This is a genomic window from Faecalispora jeddahensis (genome assembly GCF_000577335.1).
Lineage (GTDB): Bacteria > Bacillota > Clostridia > Oscillospirales > Acutalibacteraceae > Faecalispora > Faecalispora jeddahensis.
This window is the reverse complement of record NZ_CBYL010000024.1, coordinates 12,167-31,557: the sequence shown is the minus strand read 5'-3', so window position 1 is coordinate 31,557 and position 19,391 is coordinate 12,167. Positions and strand designations below refer to the sequence as shown.

General features: G+C 54.8%; 18 protein-coding genes. 12 read left to right on the top strand and 6 right to left on the bottom strand.

Annotation, left to right across the window (positions count from 1 at the left end):
* Positions 1-22 precede the first annotated feature (22 nt).
* The 11 genes from TY09_RS10440 (at position 23) to nifH (ending at position 11,163) form a co-directional block, all read left to right on the top strand.
* Positions 23-1,321: an O-acetylhomoserine aminocarboxypropyltransferase/cysteine synthase family protein gene (locus TY09_RS10440; RefSeq protein WP_042433979.1), complete on the top strand. Its 1,299-nt coding sequence runs from the start codon at positions 23-25 to the stop codon at positions 1,319-1,321.
* A 4-nt stretch (positions 1,322-1,325) separates the two neighbouring features.
* Entirely contained in the window at positions 1,326-1,820 is a 495-nt protein-coding gene (locus tag TY09_RS10435; RefSeq protein ID WP_042433976.1) for a GNAT family N-acetyltransferase, read from the top strand.
* Positions 1,821-1,846: 26 nt separating this feature from the next.
* Complete coding sequence (locus TY09_RS10430; RefSeq protein ID WP_042433973.1) at positions 1,847-3,322, top strand: nitrogenase component 1; 1,476 nt, start codon at positions 1,847-1,849, stop codon at positions 3,320-3,322.
* On the top strand, positions 3,319-4,656 hold the full coding sequence (locus TY09_RS10425) for a nitrogenase component 1 (RefSeq protein ID WP_042433970.1): 1,338 nt from the start codon (positions 3,319-3,321) through the stop codon (positions 4,654-4,656). The genes TY09_RS10430 and TY09_RS10425 overlap by 4 nt, the downstream gene beginning before the upstream one ends.
* Positions 4,657-4,667: 11 nt before the next feature.
* Positions 4,668-5,003 carry a NifB/NifX family molybdenum-iron cluster-binding protein gene (locus TY09_RS10420; RefSeq protein ID WP_009065167.1) on the top strand — a complete coding sequence of 112 codons (336 nt, stop codon included), beginning with the start codon at positions 4,668-4,670 and terminating at the stop codon, positions 5,001-5,003.
* Between the two features lie 6 nt (positions 5,004-5,009).
* The gene (locus TY09_RS10415) at positions 5,010-5,885 is read left to right on the top strand and encodes a radical SAM protein (protein WP_042433966.1); all 876 of its coding nucleotides are present in this window, start codon (positions 5,010-5,012) and stop codon (positions 5,883-5,885) included.
* A gap of 113 nt (positions 5,886-5,998) precedes the next feature.
* Positions 5,999-7,318: an O-acetylhomoserine aminocarboxypropyltransferase/cysteine synthase family protein gene (locus tag TY09_RS10410; protein WP_042433963.1), complete on the top strand. Its 1,320-nt coding sequence runs from the start codon at positions 5,999-6,001 to the stop codon at positions 7,316-7,318.
* Between the two features lie 37 nt (positions 7,319-7,355).
* Entirely contained in the window at positions 7,356-8,423 is a 1,068-nt protein-coding gene (locus TY09_RS10405; RefSeq protein WP_009065148.1) for an ABC transporter substrate-binding protein, read from the top strand.
* A 26-nt stretch (positions 8,424-8,449) separates the two neighbouring features.
* A complete protein-coding gene (locus TY09_RS10400) occupies positions 8,450-9,511 on the top strand; it encodes an ABC transporter permease (RefSeq protein ID WP_042433960.1) in 1,062 nt (353 codons plus the stop codon).
* Positions 9,508-10,293 carry an ABC transporter ATP-binding protein gene (locus tag TY09_RS10395; RefSeq protein ID WP_042433958.1) on the top strand — a complete coding sequence of 262 codons (786 nt, stop codon included), beginning with the start codon at positions 9,508-9,510 and terminating at the stop codon, positions 10,291-10,293. The genes TY09_RS10400 and TY09_RS10395 overlap by 4 nt, the downstream gene beginning before the upstream one ends.
* A gap of 12 nt (positions 10,294-10,305) precedes the next feature.
* Positions 10,306-11,163, top strand: coding sequence for a nitrogenase iron protein (gene nifH / locus TY09_RS10390; RefSeq protein ID WP_009065146.1), 858 nt, complete (start codon positions 10,306-10,308; stop codon positions 11,161-11,163).
* Positions 11,164-11,272: 109 nt separating this feature from the next.
* Here nifH and TY09_RS10385 read toward each other — a convergent pair whose 3' ends face one another.
* Positions 11,273-12,193: a LysR family transcriptional regulator gene (locus TY09_RS10385; protein WP_042433955.1), complete on the bottom strand. Its 921-nt coding sequence runs from the start codon at positions 12,191-12,193 to the stop codon at positions 11,273-11,275.
* A gap of 200 nt (positions 12,194-12,393) precedes the next feature.
* On the opposite strand from TY09_RS10385, the gene TY09_RS10380 reads away from it, so the two are divergent.
* A complete protein-coding gene (locus tag TY09_RS10380; RefSeq protein WP_042434040.1) occupies positions 12,394-13,416 on the top strand; it encodes a DMT family transporter in 1,023 nt (340 codons plus the stop codon).
* Between the two features lie 119 nt (positions 13,417-13,535).
* Here TY09_RS10380 and TY09_RS10375 read toward each other — a convergent pair whose 3' ends face one another.
* The 5 genes from TY09_RS10375 to TY09_RS10355 form a co-directional block, all read right to left on the bottom strand.
* Positions 13,536-13,754, bottom strand: coding sequence for a helix-turn-helix domain-containing protein (locus TY09_RS10375; protein ID WP_042433951.1), 219 nt, complete (start codon positions 13,752-13,754; stop codon positions 13,536-13,538).
* 55 nt (positions 13,755-13,809) lie between these two features.
* Positions 13,810-15,198, bottom strand: a complete 1,389-nt coding sequence (locus TY09_RS10370; RefSeq protein WP_042433948.1) for a sensor histidine kinase — start codon at positions 15,196-15,198, stop codon at positions 13,810-13,812.
* A gap of 2 nt (positions 15,199-15,200) precedes the next feature.
* Positions 15,201-15,902: a response regulator transcription factor gene (locus tag TY09_RS10365; RefSeq protein ID WP_042433946.1), complete on the bottom strand. Its 702-nt coding sequence runs from the start codon at positions 15,900-15,902 to the stop codon at positions 15,201-15,203.
* Between the two features lie 333 nt (positions 15,903-16,235).
* The gene (locus tag TY09_RS10360; RefSeq protein WP_042433945.1) at positions 16,236-16,793 is read right to left on the bottom strand and encodes a DUF2318 domain-containing protein; all 558 of its coding nucleotides are present in this window, start codon (positions 16,791-16,793) and stop codon (positions 16,236-16,238) included.
* A 174-nt stretch (positions 16,794-16,967) separates the two neighbouring features.
* Complete coding sequence (locus TY09_RS10355; RefSeq protein ID WP_042433944.1) at positions 16,968-19,346, bottom strand: urease accessory protein UreH domain-containing protein; 2,379 nt, start codon at positions 19,344-19,346, stop codon at positions 16,968-16,970.
* Between the last annotated feature and the right edge of the window lie 45 nt (positions 19,347-19,391).

The window sequence follows — 19,391 nt, the reverse complement described above, 5'->3', positions numbered from 1 at the left end:
ACCCGAAGAAGGGGGAGCAAAAATGAGCTATGATTTCGATACTTTGAAAGTGCAGGCGGGGTACCGTGCGTCCGAACACAACTATGCCGTATCCGTACCGATCTACCAGACCACGGCGTTTGCGCTGGGGGACAGCTACCGCGCCGATCGTCTGTTTTCTTTTTCGGAAAGCGACCCCATTTACACAAGGCTTTCCAATCCGACTGTCGACGTTCTGGAAAAACGCGCCGCCGCGCTGCACGGCGTATCGGACGCGATCGCGCTTGCATCAGGAATGGCCGCAGTTTCTTACGCACTGCTCAGCGCCGCCGGGAAGGGCGGAAGGATTCTGACCACCGCCCGCCTGTACGGGGGAACTGTGGACAGTTTGGGGCACCTGTTCCCAGAACTCGGCGTCAAGATCGATTTTGTGGAGAACCCGGACCGCATAGAGGAATTTGAGGAAAAGCTGGCCCCCGACACCAAGGCGATCTTTATTGAGAGCCTGACGAATCCCTTCGCGACCATCCCGGATTTTGAGGCGATTGCCCGCATTGCCCATGCCTACGGAATTCTGCTGATCGTCGACAACACCGTGGCGACTCCGTACCTTTTTAACCCGTTTGAACACGGCGCGGATGTTGTGGTTTACTCGGCCACCAAGGCGCTCTCCGGCCACGGGAATGTCATTGCCGGCCTGGTGCTGGAAAGCGGAACATTCGATTACGGCAACGGAAATTACCCGCACTTTGAAAAGCCGCTGTGGTTTTTACGCGATGAGCACGACGAGCCGCGCAGCATTCTGCAGGTTTTCCCGCAAAATCCCTTTACCGGCAGGCTTCGGGCGATCCACCTGAATTATCTCGGCGCGGCCTTGAGCCCCTTTGACGCGTATCTGGTGCTGATCGGTCTGGAGACCCTCTCGGAACGGGTGGCAAAGCAGGTTTCAAACACGCTTGCGGTTCTGGAATATCTGGAACAGAACGAGCATGTCCTGTGGGTGCGCTACCCGTACGCCCAGGGCAGCAAATACCGTGCTTTGGCCGACCGTTATTTCCCAAAGGGTGCGGGTTCTATTTTATCCTTCGGTTTTCGCGGCACGGAAGAACAGAAAAGAGCCTTTCTGGCCTCTGTGAAGGTGTTCGGCTACCAGGCCAATATCGGTGACGCCCGCTCGCTGATCATCAATCCCGCACAGACCACCCACGTGGAGCTGACCGAGGAACAACGGTTACTCGTCGGGCTTGAGGTTTCCACCATCCGCCTGTCCCTTGGGCTGGAAAGCCCGAAGGATTTGATCGAAGACCTGCAGCAGGCGTTCGACAGCGTCTTTCAGGACTGATTCCATGGGCAGCAGCACAAATCGACTTTTGATCCGGCCCGCACAGGAAAAAGATGCGGAGCTCATTCTCTCGTTCATCCGGGAGCTGGCTGTTTATGAAACTATGGAGGACCAGATCACAGCGACCGCAGAGGATCTTCGCCGTTCCATCTTTGAGAGGCAGCAGGCAGAGGTCATCATCGGGTGGATCGATCATCAGCCCGCCGCATTCGCGCTGTATTTCTACAACTATTCCACCTTTCTTGGGAAAGCAAATCTGTTTTTGGATGATCTATATGTCAAAGAAGAATTTCGCGGGCAGGGCATCGGCAGGGCCATGCTTCAATACCTGTCTCAAATCGCGGTCAAAAATAGCTGCGAGCGTCTCGACTGGCTGTGCCTGGACTGGAATCTTGCGGCGGCGGGTTTTTACAAAGGGCTCGGCGCACAGGTACTGGATGACCGCCGGGTATTCCGGCTCAGCGGCGAGCGGCTGGCCGCCTTTGCCGCATCGGAATGACCCACCACTTCATCAGGAGGAATACCATGAGTAAAATTAATTTGCAAATACCGGAGGTTTCCATCCGGGAAATACGCCTTGGCTCCATCACGGGCTTTCAGGGCGGCGCAGAAGAACTGGTAAACTGTTCGCGCTGCGGACTAAAGGACAAAAGCCGTTCCTTCTCCCAGTGCCTTGGCTGCTCTACCTCACAGGCAGCGTGTATGGTAATTTTGGTGCAGGACGCCGCCGTGATCAGCCACGGGCCGGTCGGCTGCTCCTCCTGCTTCCATGAATTCGCGTTTACCTACCGGGTCAACTCCCCCCTGCGGGGTGTGGAGCACCCGACACAGCGGAAGATATTCTCCACCAATTTACAGGAGACCGACACCGTATACGGCGGCGCGCAGAAGCTGGCCAAGGGAATCCACGAGGTGTATGAACGCACGCACCCGAACGCCGTATTCGTGCTGACCACCTGCGCGGCCGGGATCATCGGCGACGATGTGGAAAGCGTGTGCGGCGAAGCAGAAGAGGAGCTGGGGGTTCCCGTCATCGCCATTTTCTGCGAGGGCTTTCGCTCCAAGGTCTGGACGACGGGCTTTGACGCCAGCTACCACGCCATCGCGAGAAAGCTGATTCAGCCGGCCCGCGAGCGCCGGAGCGATATGATCAACGTGATCAACTTCTGGGGCTCGGATGTGTTTGGCGACTGGTTCGAGGCATTCGGGGCAAAGCCCAATTACATTACCCCTTACTCCACCATTGAAAATCTGCGCCGCTCTTCGGAGGCCGCCGCCAGCGTTCAGATCTGCCCCACCCTTGGCTCTTACCTTGGCGCCGCTTTAGAGCAGGAATTCGGCGTTCCCGAAATCAACGCCGCGCCGCCCTACGGCATCGCGCAGACGGACCGCTGGTTCCGCGCGCTGGGAAAGCTGCTGCACAAAGAGGATGAGGCCGAACGCCTGATCGCGTCAAAACGGGCGGAATATCTGCCGAAAATCGAAGCGCTGCGGGAAAAGCTGCGCGGAAAAACCGCTTATGTCACGGCCGGTGCGGCCCACGGCCACGCGCTGCTCAACCTTCTCGGCGAGCTTGGAATGAAAGCAAAGGGCGCGGCCATCTTCCACCATGACCCGATATACGACAACGAGAATGAAGAAAGCGATCTGCTGGTGAACCGCGTGAAGGAATACGGGGACGTCCCGAACTTCAATATCTGCAACAAGCAGGAATTTGAACTGGTGAATATGCTCAACCGCCTTCAGCCGGATGTTCTGCTCGCCCGCCACGGCGGCATGACCCTGTGGGGCGCGAAGCTCGGCATCCCCTCCCTTTTGATCGGCGACGAGCATTTCAGCATGGGCTACGAGGGAATCGTTCGCTATGGCGAACGCATTCTCGAAACGATCGAGAACGATGAGTTCGTGAAAAACCTGAAACAGCACGCGATCAATCCCTACACCAAATGGTGGCTGGATCAGGAGCCCTATACCTTTTTGAAAGGGGGTGCGGCAAAATGAGCGGCATCATCGAACAGGAGCGCTACACCTGCGCCATTGGCGCGCTGCAGAGCGTGGTCGCGATTCCCCGGGCCGTGCCGATCCTGCACTCCGGCCCCGGCTGCGGCAACATGATTCAAGGCTTCTTCGAGCGCTCTACCGGGTACGCCGGGGGCAGCACCTCCCCCTGCACCAATTTCACGGAAAAGGAAGTAGTGTTCGGCGGAACCGACCGCCTGCGCGAAAACATCGCCAACACCTACAAGATTCTGGACACCGATCTTCAGGTCGTCCTGACCGGCTGCACCGCCGGAATCGTGGGCGACGATATAGAGCCTGTGGTAGAGGAATTCCGCGAGGATGGAAAGCCGATCGTCTCTGTGGAAACAGCCGGGTTCAAGTGCAGCAACTTTGAAGCCCACAGCCTGGTGGTCAACGCGGTCATCGACCAATATGTCAGCCGTTTTGAAGAAGAAAACCCATTTCGCAGCGAAAAGAACACCGTAAACCTGTTCGCCTCCCTCCCCTATCAGGACCCGTTCTGGAAGGGGAACCTGCGGGAATACAAGCGCCTGCTGGAGGGGATCGGACTTTCGGTTCACGTGCTGTTCGGCCCGGAATCGGGGGGCGTTCGCGAATGGCAGCAGATTCCGAAAGCGAATTTCAATATTCTGGTTTCCCCCTGGTACGGTCTGCCGATCGCAGAGCATCTGGAAGAAGTGTACGGCCAGCCGTTCACCCAATACCCCAACATCCCGATCGGGGCCAATGAAACGGAGCGCTTTCTGCGCCAGGTGCTGGCCTTTGCGAACGAACAGGGCGCGGAGCTGGATTTAGACGCCGCGGAAAAGTTCATCCGGCAGGAACGCGAAGCCTACTACGAGGAAATAGACAATCTGGCGACCTTCCTGCTGGAATTCCGCTACGGCCTGCCCAACCATGTGCATATTGTGCACGACGCCGGTTATGTCCTGGGGCTTTCCAAATTCCTGCTGCACGAGGTCGGCATCGTTCCCAAGGAGCAGTTCGCGGTAGACAATACCCCGAAGAGATTTCAGGAACAGATCGCGGCAGAGCTGCAGAGCGCCTCCGACAAAAAGGTGATTCCGCTTACCTTCGAGCCGGATGCCGGCAAGGTTCAGGATACCATCCGCTCGCTCCATCATGGCGGCCGGGGCCTGATCATCGGCAGCGGCTGGGATAAGGAGCTGGCGCGGGAAAAGGATTACGATTTTCTCTCGGCCTCTGTTCCCACCCCGTACCGGCTGGTGATGACGACCAATTATGTCGGTTTTTCCGGCGGGCTGCGGGTAATTGAAGACATTTACGGCGCGGTTCTTGCGACCTATCGGTAAGGAGAACGCGAATGAATACACGAATTGCCTTTGCAAGCACCGACGGCTTTGAGGTCGACCAGCATTTCGGCAGCGCGCGCATCTTCCAGATTTACGAAACGGACGGTTCGGATTATCAGCGGGTGGAAACCCGAAAAACGGACGCTCTGTGCCAGGGAAGCTGCGAAGGCGGCTTTGATCACCTGTTTCAAGCGCTTTCGGACTGCGACGCGGTCTTTGTGCTGAAAATCGGCCAGGGGGCCAGCGCGTATATGATCAGCCACGGGAAGCGGGTATTTGAAGCCTACGGTTCTGTGGATGCGATTATGGAAAAGGTGATCGAAGAAAACCTGTTTCAGAAAGGGTGAAACATTTTGGCAAAAACATTTCGGGAGCTGACGCTGACGCATCCCTGCTTTTCCGTTGGCGATAAGGTCAATAAAGGCCGCGTTCATCTGCCGGTATCGCCCGGGTGCAATATCTGCTGCCGCTTCTGCGACCGGAAAATCAACGACGTGGATATCCGACCGGGAGTGGCGTCGATGATCATCACACCGCAGGAAGCGGTGGAGGTGGTTCGCCGGGCCGTGGAGCTTTGCCCGGACATTACAGTGGCCGGGATTGCGGGGCCGGGCGACACGCTGGCCACACCGTACGCGCTGGAAACCTTCCGGCTCATCAAGCAGGAATTCCCCGACATCATCAAATGTATGAGTACGAACGGCCTGCTTCTGCCGGAGTACGCGCAGGAGGTCATCGATGTGGGGATCGACACCCTCACTGTCACCGTCAACGCGCTGGATCCGGAAATACAGGCGCAGATCTGCAGTGGGATCGTTTACCACGGCAAGCGCTACGAGGGGGTTGAGGCAGCGGAAATCCTGATCGAAAATCAGCTCAAAGGGATCGAAATCGTTTCGGAGGCCGGTATTACCGTAAAGGTCAACACGGTGCTGATTCCGGAAATCAACGCCGATCACATCGAAGCCGTTGCTCAAACGGTCGCCGAGGCGGGCGCGAGGATTTACAACATCATTCCGCTGATCCCGCAGCACGAGCTTTCGTGGTGCTCGGTTCCGGGGTGCGCCGTGCTGAACCAGGCGCGCTGCGAGGCGGAAGCATATATCGATGTGTTCCGGCACTGCCAGCGCTGCCGGGCCGACGCGGTCGGAATCCCCGGAGGAGAAGATTTTGCCCGGCAAATCTACATTCGTCCGGTGGTACAGCAAAACACTTTTTCTCACGGGTAAGACTCTTGCGGGAAACCGGGGGAAATTCGAATCAAAAGGGGGTGGTGTTATATGATGTGTGACTGTGAGCTTCCGGATTGTAGCCGTTTTTTAAAACCGAAAGGAGACTTGACATGTCAAATGACACAGCGCCCAAAACGCACTTATTCGATACCCTGAAAGTTCGGGCGGGATATGATCCCAAGGAGCATCATTACGCCGTTTCACCCCCGATTTACCAAACCACAGCCTATGAATTTCGGGATGTGGAGAACGCCAAAGGCCTGTTCAGCTTTCAGGAGGCTGGCTACCTGTATACCCGCATCGGCAACCCGACCGTAACGGTTCTGGAAGAGCGGGTGCGGATTCTTGACGGGGCCGCCGCGGCCATAGGCGTTGGTTCGGGAATGGCAGCCATCAGCTATACTCTGCTGAATCTGGCAGAGGGCGGCGGAAGGATTCTGACCTCCCCTTTCTTATATGGCGGAAGCGCCGACAGCTTTAAAAAGATTTATCCCAAACTGGGGATTTATTTCGACCAAGCCAAAAATATTGAGCAGCCCGAACGGCTGGCAGAGGAAATCACGCCCGATACCAAAGCCATCTACATTGAAAGCATCAGCAACCCCAGTGCGGTGCTGCTGGATGTGGACGCAATCGCGAAGGTTGCGCACGAGCACGGCATTCCGCTGGTCGTCGACAACACGGTGGCGACGCCTTATCTTTACAATCCCATTGCCCACGGCGCGGACATTGTGATTTACTCCGCCACCAAGGGCCTAAGCGGCCACGGCAACCTGATCGCCGGACTGGTTTTGGAAAGCGGTCATTTTGATTTTTCATCGGAAAAATTCCCTCAGTTTTCAGAAAAATACTATACCCTGCGCGATCAAAGCGGTACCCCGCGCAGCTATCTGGAGGTGTTCCCGGCCTCTCCCTTTACATCGCGCATCCGCCTGAATTACCTCAACTATTTTGGCGCTGCGCTCTCCCCCTTCGACGCTTATCTGGCCGTCATTGGGCTGGAAACTCTGTCGGAGCGGCTGGGGAAGCAATCTCATACGGCGCACACGCTGGCCGAATACTTATCATCGCACGAGGCCGTGGAGTGGGTACGGTATCCCGCATTGAAATCCAGCCCTTATCACGCACTGTATGAACGTGATTTTGGCAGGGGCGCCGGCGGAATCCTGGCTTTTGGGTTCAAGGGAACGCAGGCGCAGCGCGAAGCGTTTCTCGACGCTGTCAAGCTGTTCAACTACCATGTCAATATCGGGGACGCACGGTCCCTGATCGTGAACTCTCCCCAGACAACGCATGGGGAACTGGAACCGCACGAAAAATTGCCGGCCGATGTTCCGGAAAATCTGATCCGGATTTCTGCCGGGCTTGAGGACCCTGCCGACCTGATTGCGGACCTGGAACAGGCATTTCAAAGAGCTTTAGCCATCTAGCTTTAGCCATCTATTTGATTGAACGAAAGGAAGAGAAATGATGAAAAACAAAACCAGACTGACTGCAGCCGCGCTGGCGCTTGCCATCGCCGTAAGTTCGTCGGCGTGCTCGCCGAACACCAGTACCGTGGGGTCACAGGCCGCCTCTGGCACGCCTGCCGCAAAAACCGAATACAAATACGGGAAAATCGACCTTCTCGGCAAAGACGGCGCGCTTTGCGGAGCCCCGATCTACATTGCGTACGACAAGGGCTTTTTCGCGGAAGAAGGCTTTGACGTGACCCTGATTTCCGCAGATACCGAAACCCGCAAGATCGGCCTGAACAACGGAACCATCCCGCTGGTCAACGGTGATTTCCAGTTCTTCCCTTCCATTGAAGAAGGCGTTCAGGTCAAAGTGGTAGACGGCCTGCATAATGGGTGCATCAAGTTCGTCGTCCCCAAGGACTCCAAAATCACCGGCGTCAACGACCTGAAGGGCAAAAAGATCGCCGTTGATGAAATCGGCGGTACGCCGCATCAGGTAGCGAGCGTATGGCTGGAAAAGGCGGGGATTTCCGCCAAACAGGAGGACGGCGAGGTCACCTTTGTCCCGTATACGGACGGAAACCTGGAGCTGGAAGCCGTAAAGAAGGGTGACGTCGATGTGGCCGCGCTGTGGGACCCGCTGGGTTCTATCGCGGAGGAAAGCGGCGATTACCGCGTGATTTTTGATTTGTCCAAAGACCCCACCTTCGCCGGGAAATATTGCTGCTTCCTGTACGCCTCTTCCAAAGTCCTGAAAGAGGATCCGGAAAAGGTATCCGCTTTGCTTCGTGCAATTCGGAAAGCGCAGGATTGGATTTCCAAAAATCCGAAAGAAGCGGTCGACATTATTTCCGACAAGAAATATTCTGCTATTGAGGATAAGGAACTGGCGGAAAAGCTGATCACCAGCTATGAGTATCCGTCCACTGAAAACCGCAAGGCCAACCCGGAACGCGTAAAAGAAAATGTACTGTATTTTGTGCAGCAGCTGAAAAACATCGGCTACCTGAAAACAAACGATCCGGATGCCTTCGCCAACCAGATCTTTGAAGAGGTAGACGTCACCTCAGGGACATAAAAGGACTTCTGTTGGGAGGTTATTCTGTGAGCATCCTTTCTTTGATCTCAAAGGGTACGGCGCTGCCCCGGCCAAAGCCGGGGCAGTCCCCCAGCCTTTTTGTATCCAATTCCAGATATCTGCTCGAATCCGCAGTATCCGTTACCGGATTTGTGGCCGCCATACTGGTCAACGTCCTCTTCCCTCAGGTTGCCGAAATCGAAACAAAGGTTTACCAGATCGGCGGCTTGGAACTGACGGCCAATCTGGCCTACCGCATTGTACTTTCAGGGATTGTGCTGCTGTATGCCGGGCTTTCCGTCTTTTCTTTCTTTGACCCGGCTCGAAAAGAAAAATTTTTAAGCCGTGTCGCTTTCCGCTTTGCCAGTGGATTGGCGCTGGCCCTGTGGGATATTCTCGGCACAAAGCTGCAATGGCTGCCAATGCCCTTTTTCCCCGGGCCCTCCAGGATCATAGAAGCGTTCTTATTGGAAGGCGGATTCATTTTTCAGAACACGCTGTATTCGCTGCGCCTTTTCACCGTAGGCTTCGCATCGGGCGTTGCGTTTGGGGTCGGCACGGGGATTTTGATCGGCTGGTTCCCGAAGGTCTATTACTGGGTGTTCCCGGTCCTGAAAATCACGGGAGTCATTCCGGCTGTGGCCTGGATGCCCTTCGCTCTGACGCTCTTCCCCACCCCGTTTTCAGCGGCCGCTTTTCTGATCGTCATCTGCGCGTGGTTCCCCGTGGCCTTTTTAACGGCGCAGGGAATTGCCAGCACCCCCAGAACCCTCTTTGAGGTTGCGCGTACTCTGGGCGCAAAAACGCCCTATCTGGTCTTTCACGTGGCGATTCCCCACGCTATGCCGCAGATTTTCACCGGCATCTCTACCGCCAATGGATTTGCCTTTACCACGCTGGTCATGTCGGAAATGATGGGCCAGCCCGGAGGACTTGGGTATTACATCAATGCCTCTAAGGTATGGTCCGCTTACTATAAGGTTTTTGCGGCCATTCTGGTGATGGCGATCCTGTTTTCGGCGATCATGAAGGTGATTGGCGCAATTCAGGGCCGTGCTCTGCGGTGGCAGAAAGGAGTGGTGAGATGAGCGGCGAAATTTTGCTTGAGATCGAATCCGTCAACCGGACTTACCTGGATACCGACGAAAATTCGGTGGAAGCCCTCCGGGACATTCATCTTTCGGTCCGACACGGGGAATTCATTTCCATCATCGGGCCCTCCGGCTGCGGCAAAACGACGCTGCTGCGGCTGATTGCCGGTCTGGACTTCCCGGAATCCGGGGAAATCACATTGAAAGGGGAACCCATAACAGGCCCCAGCCCCGACCGGGGATATGTGTTTCAGCAGGGGAGTCTGTTCCCCTGGCTGACCATAACACAAAACATCGCATCGGGATTAAAGGCCCGAAACACATATCAGGCCCACAAGGAAGAGGTTCCACAGTTTATTGATCTGATCGGGCTAAACGGCTTTGAAAAGGCGTATCCCCATCAGATTTCCGGCGGCATGGCCCAGCGGGTAGCCATTGCCAGAGCCCTCATCAATCACCCGACTGTTTTACTGCTTGACGAGCCCATGGGCGCGCTGGACGCTTTTACAAGAGCGGATTTACAGGATAAGCTGCTTGAGCTCTGGAAAAACAACGAAACAACGATGATACTGGTGACCCACGACGTAGATGAAGCGCTCTATTTAAGCGACCGGATTGTCATCATGACACCCCGGTCCGGAAAAATCAGCGAGATACTGGAAGTCCCCCTGCCCAGACCAAGGCCGAGAAACAGCCATGATTTTGCGGCAATGCGCGGCAGCATCCTGGAAAAACTGCACCTGGCCAGCGCTGCCCCGCAGCCGGAATATACCATTTAAGGAGATTATAGCATGTCAGACAAAAAGCCACTCAGACAGATCGCCATTTACGGCAAAGGCGGAATCGGCAAATCCACTACAACACAGAATTTAACAGCGGGACTGGCGGAAAGCGGCAAAAAGGTGATGGTCGTAGGCTGCGACCCCAAGGCCGATTCCACCAGACTGCTTTTGGGCGGACTGGCCCAGAGGACCGTGCTCGATACCCTGCGCGAAACAGGGGATTCCATAGAGCTTCCCAATATCCTGCGCGAGGGTTACCTTGGAATCAAGTGTGTGGAATCCGGCGGGCCGGAGCCCGGCGTGGGCTGTGCCGGACGCGGAATCATCACCTCGATCAATCTTCTGGAACGGCTCGGAGCATATACGGAAGAGCTTGACTACGTTTTTTACGACGTGCTGGGCGATGTGGTGTGCGGCGGGTTTGCCATGCCGATCCGGGAAGGAAAGGCAAAAGAAATCTATATCGTCGCCAGCGGCGAAATGATGGCGCTGTATGCCGCGAACAATATTTCCAAGGGAATCGCACGGTATGCCAGAACAGGCGGCGTACGGCTTGGGGGAATCATCTGCAACAGCCGGAACGTGGATCGCGAGCTGGATTTGCTCCGGGCCTTTGCCGCAGAGCTTGGCACACAGCTGATCTACTTTGTTCCCCGCGACAACGTGGTGCAGCGGGCGGAAATCCGCCGCAAAACCGTGATCGAATTCAACTCGGAATCCCGGCAGGCGCAGGAATATCGCAACCTTGCCAAGGCAATTGACGCAAATACAATGTTTACGATTCCGAAACCCATGACACAGGCCCGGCTGGAAGAAATCCTTCTGGAGCACGGGCTGATGGATTCGGTAGAGGATTACGCAATATAATACAACTAAACTGGAGCCTCCTGTCCGGTTTTAGAAGGGCCAATCTTCAAATTGGGCCTAAATCAATAGAAGTCCACCGGAATAGCCGGTGGACTTCTATTCTTTCCTTTTATTCACCCGGTTGGTTTTCCGGAGGCTCTCCTTTGTCTACATCAGGGCCGCAGAAAATGCGGATAAAGTTCTCTGCGACCGGCGAAAGAGAAACATCCTTTCTCCAGATAACCGCCGTGCCCGTCATCAAAAGCGGCTCTTCCACGCGCACCGTGCGCACTCCGCTTTCCGCTTTCCAATGAAAACGCGGCTGCGGGATGAGACATACTCCCATGCCGGTTGCGGCCAAGGTCAGCATAGAGCGCACATCGTCGCACCGGCAGAACAGGTCCGGCACAAATCCATGGGCCGTACACGCTTCTATCACATTCTGTTCGTGCCGGCGGTGAATAATCAGCGGCTTATTTTTCAGCAGATTGAGCGGCAGATCCCCAGCCCCCAAATCCGGAATCCATTGCGGCCGAAAAACGGCCAGCATTGGGCTGCGGTTCCCGGAGCCGTCATCCGCATAGCTGTAATTTTCAAAGGAGAAAGGGGTGCGGATGATTCCGATCTCCGCGGCGCCCTGATCCACCAAACCGGCAACCCGGTTTGTGTCCCCCTCCCATAATTGCAGCCGGGCCTGCGGGTAGCGGCCGTGGAACACCGGCAGGCAGCTTTGCAGGACAAACGCGGAAGAGGACATCACCATGCCAAGGCGCAGGGTGCCCTGACGCCCCTCCCCCATGTTATAAAGGTCCTTTTCTGTGGTGCGCACCAGAGCCAGCACCTGCTTTGCCCGCTCATACAGAAGCGCCCCCGCTTCCGTTGGGAAGATCCGGTGGCCGTTTCTCTCGAGCAGAGCGGTACCGGCCTCTTCCTCCAGCTTTTGAATCTGCTGGCTCAGCGGCGGCTGCGCCATATTCAGGCGGCGGGCCGCCTTTGTGATCTGCCCTTCCTCGCACACCGTGAGGAAATATTCCATTTGACGGATATCCATCCGGCTCATCCCCTTTGAAACGAAATACATATCAATTCATACGAAATCGATATTTTACTCTGCTTTTGCAGCATGCTATACTGAAATTACTTTCTATGGCTAATACTCCTGCCGAAATGAAAATCATGATTGTCCATCCCGGGCAGGCGGGGATATTGACTATCCAAAAAAGAACAAAGTTAGATTCGAGGTTTTTCTGCTTGAAAAAGGGGTATCTTTACATTCTTTTGGCAACCGTTCTGTTCAGCTCCATGGAAATTGCACTGAAGCTGACCGCCGCTTCGCTGAACGCGATTCAGCTGACCTTTCTTCGTTTTCTCATCGGCGGGCTGATTCTTCTGCCGCTGACCGCAAAGGAGAAAAAAGAGAAAAAGCTGAAGCTGGAACGGTCGGATTTTGCCTTCTTCGCTTTTACCGGGTTTATCTGCGTCGTTGTCAGCATGATTCTGTTCCAGCTTGGTATTTTGTACTCGAAGGCTTCTGTGGTAGCGGTTCTGTTCAGCTGCAATTCTGTCTTTACCGTTCTGTTCGCTTATCTGATGCTGGCGGAAAAGGTATATAAACACACCATCATTTCGATTCTTCTCAGCGTGATCGGAATGGTCGTCATTATTGACCCGCTGCATCTGGCGCCTTCCAATTTTATCGGCATTCTATTCACCATCGGCGCAGCCCTGACCTTTGCGCTGTACAATGTGATTGGCCGCACGCGCAGCGGGCGGTACGGAGGAATCACGCTGACCTGCCTGAGCTTTTTGTTCGGATGCGCCGAAATGCTCCTTCTCATTGGGATCGGGCACATCGGCCCGGTTGCGGACGGACTGAACGCCGCCGGCCTCAGCCTGTTTGCCCGTGTTCCGCTGGTCAGCGGAATCGGCCTTGGCACGTTGCCCGGCCTTTTGTACGCCGGTATTTTCGTTACCGGGCTTGGGTACACCTTTTACTTTTTGGCGATGGAACAAACATCGGCCGCGACAGCCGCGCTTGTATTTTACATCAAGCCGATCCTTGCGCCGCTTTTCGCCTTTCTCATTTTGAAAGAAGCGATCACATTCCCCATGGTGGTCGGTATCCTCTTTATTTTAACAGGCTCTGTCGTTGCATTTGTCCCCGGAATCCGGCTCCAGCACAACAAGGGGCTTTCTGAGGATTTGAAAGAGGACGTGGAGGAAGTCATCAGCGAAGCGCAGGCAGAGATCGACGAAACCTCGATCAAGCCGTAATCTTATTATACGCCTGTATCAGGCCGGAACAAAGGCTTTTTTCATCTGTTCGTATCTGATCGGTATTTAAAAATAAAACAGCGGTAAGGCATAAATTACCTTACCGCTGTTTTTTTGAGTTATCGGTTTGTTTCTTTTCTGTTGGTACGCCCAAGGATATAATCCACGCTGACGCCGTAGAAATCCGCCAGGGCACACAAAACGTGCGGCGGAACCATCCGCTGTCCGCTTTCATAGTAGGCGTAGCTGCGTTGAGGGACATTGATTGCTCTGCCGACTTTCTCCTGCGTTAAGTCTGAATCCTCCCGCAGTTCACGAATGCGCTCATATTTTTCCATCTACATCACCGGCTCAATATCAAATTTGAAAAGTTCCAGCGGCGGCCACCCAGCGTTACGTCCTTTTGGGCAGCAGAACCGTAAAGCTGCTGCCTTCACCCACGGTGCTTTCTACGGTGATCTTCCCGCCGTGCGACTCGACGATGGATTTGGCGATCGTCAGTCCGATTCCCGTTCCCCCGGTTTTCCGATTCCGGGATTTATCCGTCCGATAAAAGCGTTCAAAAATGTACGGCAGCTCCTGTTCCAGGATGCCGATCCCGTCGTCCTTTACCCGAAGAATACTTTCTGCTTCCGTTTCGAGTGTCTCCACTTCAATCTTCCCATTCTGGGGAGTGTAACGAAGTGCATTCGACAGAAGATTCATTGCAACCTGAATGATCCTCTCCCGGTCTGCATCTGCATAGGCCGGACTGCCGCTGACAGAAAGGGATATCTGCTTTTTCATTCCTTCGGATTCCAGATTGCGGACCGCTGTCTGCGCGATCTCATGCAAATCCACCCGGGTCTTGCTGAGCTTTAAATTGCCGTCCTCAATATTGGCCAGCCGCTGCAAATCGGCTACCAAACTCCCCAGCCGCTTGATTTCTTCCTGGCAGCTCTGCAGCCTTTCCGGAGTCGCCTCCCAAATCCCTTCGATCATCGCCTCCAAATGAGAGCTGACCGCCGACAGCGGCGTGCGCAGCTCATGCGCAACATCGGAGGTCAGGCGTTTTCGAAGGCTTTCCTGCTCAGACAGCGCCTGGGCCAGATGGTTGATGGCGGTTACCATTTCCTCCAGCTCGCGGGTATTGGGCGTGCTTTCGAATCGAATCCCGTAATTTCCCTCTGAAATCTGCGTGGCAATATAGGCCGTTTTAGAGATGGGCCGCGCGATGCGGCGCGCCAGCAGGGTTCCTGCAACAACGGCAAACGCGGCGGACAGAAGCCCGACCGCCAGCAGAATGCCGTTCAGGGTTTTGATGAACCGGTAATCATTCTCCGTAAAAAAGTAAGGCCCGTAATAGGTGATGGAAACCGAACCGGCCTGTTTCCCATTGCGGCTGATCGGATAGGTGCGGGTGACGAAAGCCCCGGATTTTTTCGCGTCCTTCATCCGGCCTGAAATTTCGCCCATGATCTGTCCGCACAGGGACATATCGTGATTTTCAGCATCCCACAAAAGCGTTCCGCGCGCGCCGTAGATTTTCAGGAGATAGCCGTCGTACAGCGAATACATGCCGATGGTATGCAGAAAATCCTGATTCCAGCCGCCCGTGAGATCGTTATATTGATTGCCGAGATCATTGACAATGCTCACGCTTCGCTCGTTCTCCTGCCGTATCATGTATTCTTCGAACTCGCGGTTGATAAACCAGTTGGAAGCGGCGCTGATCAGCGTGACCGTCACCAGCAAAATCAGTAAAATAGACAGCGACAGCTGTGCCCGAAGACTGCGCAGCATGCTTATTCCCCCCCAAACTTATACCCCAGGCGGTGAACCGTGAGAATATACACGGGGTCTTTGGGGTTATCCTCTATTTTCTGCCGCAAATTCTTGATGTGGCTGTCCACTGTGCGGTCATAGCCGTCAAATGCGCTGTCCAGAGCCACGGCGATCAGATCATCGCGGGTAAACACCTTGCCCGGGTATTTCATCATGGCGGCCAGCATCCGGGTTTCGATCGGCGTCAGGTTCACCGGCTGGCCCGCTTTCAGAAAGATATTTTTATCAAAGTCGACAACCAGATCGCCCCCACAAAACGAATTGCGGGCCATGAGCGGCACCAGATCATCCTGTGCCCTGCGAAGCACCGCTTCTGCCCGCGCGGAAAGCTCTTTCAGGCTGAACGGCTTCGTGATGTAATCATCCGCGCCGATCCCGAGGCCCGCGACCAGATCGTCTTCTTCCGACTTTGCCGTGAGCATTAAAATCGGCACGCGCGAAATCCTGCGGATCGATTTGCAGACCTCTTCGCCTGAAATATCCGGCAGCATCAGATCGAGAATCACGAGCGCAATATTCTGCGAATGAAAGATTTTCAGCGCTTCGGAGCCGCTTTCCGCAGAAAAGACCTGAAAGCCCTTGTTTTCGAAAAGGGCTTTCAGGACTTCCAGAATTTTGGGTTCGTCATCTACCAGTAGGATATTCCTGTTTTTCGGTGACATTTCTCTTCCCCTCAACTGTAAAGGATGCGCCAAACGGGAACCACGATCGCGTGGTTCCCGTGCTCTGATGCGGCGATACGTTACCTTCAGTTTACCGGATCAAGCGCGATTCGGCAACTTTTATTTTCAGGAAGCGGCAAGGCCCCCAAAAAACACTTCCGCTTCTTCTCGCCTGTCGTCTTCCTGTTTCTTTCCATAGTAATGCCCATTTTTAAAAAGCTCCGATTCCCTTCCCCGCCGAAACGGAGAAGGGAATCGCTGTTATCCTGTCAATTTACTTTTTAAGGGAATTTCCGATATAACCGGCGCCGGATTTTCAGCGTCCCTTTTCTTTTAATACGTCCGCTTCCAGTTTGCAAAGATATCCTTTGATTTTTGCAGGAAATCATACGAAACGGTGATCGATTCATCTGTTACCGTCTTATCCTCTTCAAAAATCGGCCACGGATTACAGCCGCCCGCTTCTACCTCAACACGATCCATAGAGAATTTGTTCCCGCAGTTTTGGCAGATGAGCAGGTCGCCGGACTGCTGGTAATACCCCCGGCCGGAATCGTAGCAGACCTGACAGGTATTAAACGCCGTGCGGATTGTCCCATCCGGGGCCTTGACGGCGATGACTTCCATTTTGGTACCGTCGACCTCCACCGGGTAAAAGGTTGCTTGTTCCGTTACTTCCGAGGTGGGGATCACCAGATCGCTGTCCTGCACGGACGCCTGATCGGAAGCCTGCTGCGTGCTTTGCTGCCCGGCCGCACCGGCCGGATTTTCGGAAGGTGCTCCGCTGCCTGCGGAACAGGCGGTCAGCGCGAATACCATCGCGAATGTGAAAACGATGGCCGATACCGCTTGGCGCGCCGGTTTCTGATTCGCTGTATTTTGTTTCGTCATCTCCGTAACTCCTTATCTTCCAGGAAATCCTGGGTTTTTATTTCATCCGCAGAGCCCTTGCCCTGTGTCTTTTTGTCTCTGCCCATCAAAACCATACTGATCAGAATGGCCGCGGCCGGTAATATGCAATGCCAATGAAGCAATAAAAACTGCATGCTGTTCCTACCTTTCTCGTTATCCGCAGCAGCCGGCGGGCAGTTCATCCGAACCGTCGTCCTGTGTGGCGGCTACCGTACCGTCTTTGCCCACTACCGTAATGCTGGAACGCACCATACCCATCCAGCAGCTGAACACAAAGGCACCCGACCGGTCAGGCGTAAATGTAATCAGATTTTCCCCGGTTTTCAGGTCGATCTTCAGGTCGTATTCCGGTATCACAATGGATTGGTTGCAGCCGTTCAGGGAGCCCTCCGGCGCTTTCAGCGTCCATTTGACAGGAACCCCCTGCTGAACCCGGATCGCCCCGTACCCGCCGCTGCTCACCGTGGAGGTAACGTACTGCACGCCGTCCTTTACGGTGGACTCAGCCGCCTGTGCCGTGTCTGCTTCCCCTGCGCCAACCTCAAAGGTCTCCGGCGGCCAGATCATCGTCTGGAACGCTCCTACCTCTTTTTTGATTGCGGCGGCATCCACATTTTTCAGACTGTCTACCACTTTTACATACCCGTAATAGGCGTTGTCTTCGGTAGAAAAATCGAAGCTCTTTTCCGGAGAAAAGAACACCGGGTTCTCCCCCTGGTTCACGATGAGTTTGGTGGCATAATCGGGAATCAGAACCTGCGTTGTGCTCTGTTGATCCGAAGCGGCGTTTACGATGTTCCACTTGACATCCATCCCGGACTGAACCACAACAACCGCGGGGCTGAAGCCCTGATCGGTCAGCTTGACGGTAACCTCCTGAACCTGGTAGGTACCCGCATACTTCGTTTCTTTTGCAATGGCCAGCTGGTCGGTTGGAATTTGATATCCGGCGGGAACTGCCTCTGCCGCGTTATTGCCGTCCGAGCTCGAGGAAGCGCTCACCGGAGCGCCCGCCTGCGTTACCGCAATCGAGCCGTGTATCATCCCCATCCAGCAGCTGTATTGGAATTTGCCCGTTGTGGTGGGATTGAATTCAATGACGTTCTCACCTGTTTGAAAGGAGTAATTGGAAATTCCGTATTCCGGAATATTGATTTGATAATTGCATCCGTTGATGCTCCCCTGCGGTGCGTTGATCACCCATTTGACGGGCGTTCCCGCCTGCACAGTGATATTGGGGTATTGCCCTGAGGAAAGGGTGCTGGTGATGACCTGCTTGCCGTCGACAATCTGAATTCCGCTGCCGGTATCGCTGCCGGCAGCAGAGGCGCTCTGCATGTTCCACGTAGCTATAGCGATCACCACGGCAATAGATGCAATGATGGTGGAAGCTGTTTTTTGGTCAGGCCTGTGAAAGGGAATACTGGCCACGACCCCGATTGTGCAGAGCCCTAAAATAACGGCGAGCAGATGGTCCGGCGGCAGAAAGCCGGAAAGGCTGCCACCCTGAGAAAGCATTGCCAGCCCCAGTACGACAACCAGCACCGCGCCGACACGCATGACCTTGTTCGCAAACTTCTTGCCCAAAGCCGAAACCAGCGAGCCAAGCCCCAGCATCAGCGGCACGGTACCCAGGCTGAACAGCAGCATGGAAAGGGCGCCCGCAAACGGATTGCCGGAAGCCAGCGCTACGATCTGCATGGACTGCAGGGGGCCGCACGGCATAAATCCATTGAGCAGCCCGACGATCAGGGGGCTTTTGTTTCTCGCCTTTTCCATATTCACTTTACGGGCAATGAATTTGGGAACTCTTGGCTGCAATCTGCGAAGCCACGGAAACAGGCCGAGCATATTTATGCCCATGACCACCATGAACACGCCCGCAAGCAGCTTTAAAATCCCCTGCGCCAGCACCGGCACTCCCGCGCCGGAGCCGCCGCCGAACAGCAGGCCGACCGCTCCCAATATAAAACCGATAACAGTGTACGAAATGACCCGCCCCAGATTATACAAAGCAGCCGGCGCGATGGTGGAAAACCGGCCGGTCTTCTCGCCTTCCGATGCTCCCGGGCCCTGAGTTTCCCCGCGCGGAATACATTGGGAAAGATTGATGCCGCCGCACATTGCAACACAGTGGAGCGATGTAATCAGGCCAACCACAAACAGCATCCCATATCCCATCCGTGTATCTGCTAGCTGGCTTGGTACGAGCAGATTTAAAATCCCAAACTGCTGCAAAAGCACATACAGCGACACAATGATGACCAGCATCCCAATGATGCGGCTGATCCCCGGCGTGGAGCTTTTGCGTTCGGTAAGTACCTGATAATCCAACTTTTCAATCACCGCGCAAATATCGCGCAGGGAAATGATGTCCGTATCGTAGGTGATTTCGGCGGTTCCGTCGTTGTAGCTCACCTTCGCGCTTTTCACGCCGGCGGTATTGCGCAGCTTTGTTTCAATTTTATTTTGACAATTGATGCACGTCATACCGCCAATGTGCAGCCGTTTGCTCTTCACAGCGGATTCCATTGGGAAGCCTCCTCCCGAGTGATTCTGAAAGAAAGTATACTGTGC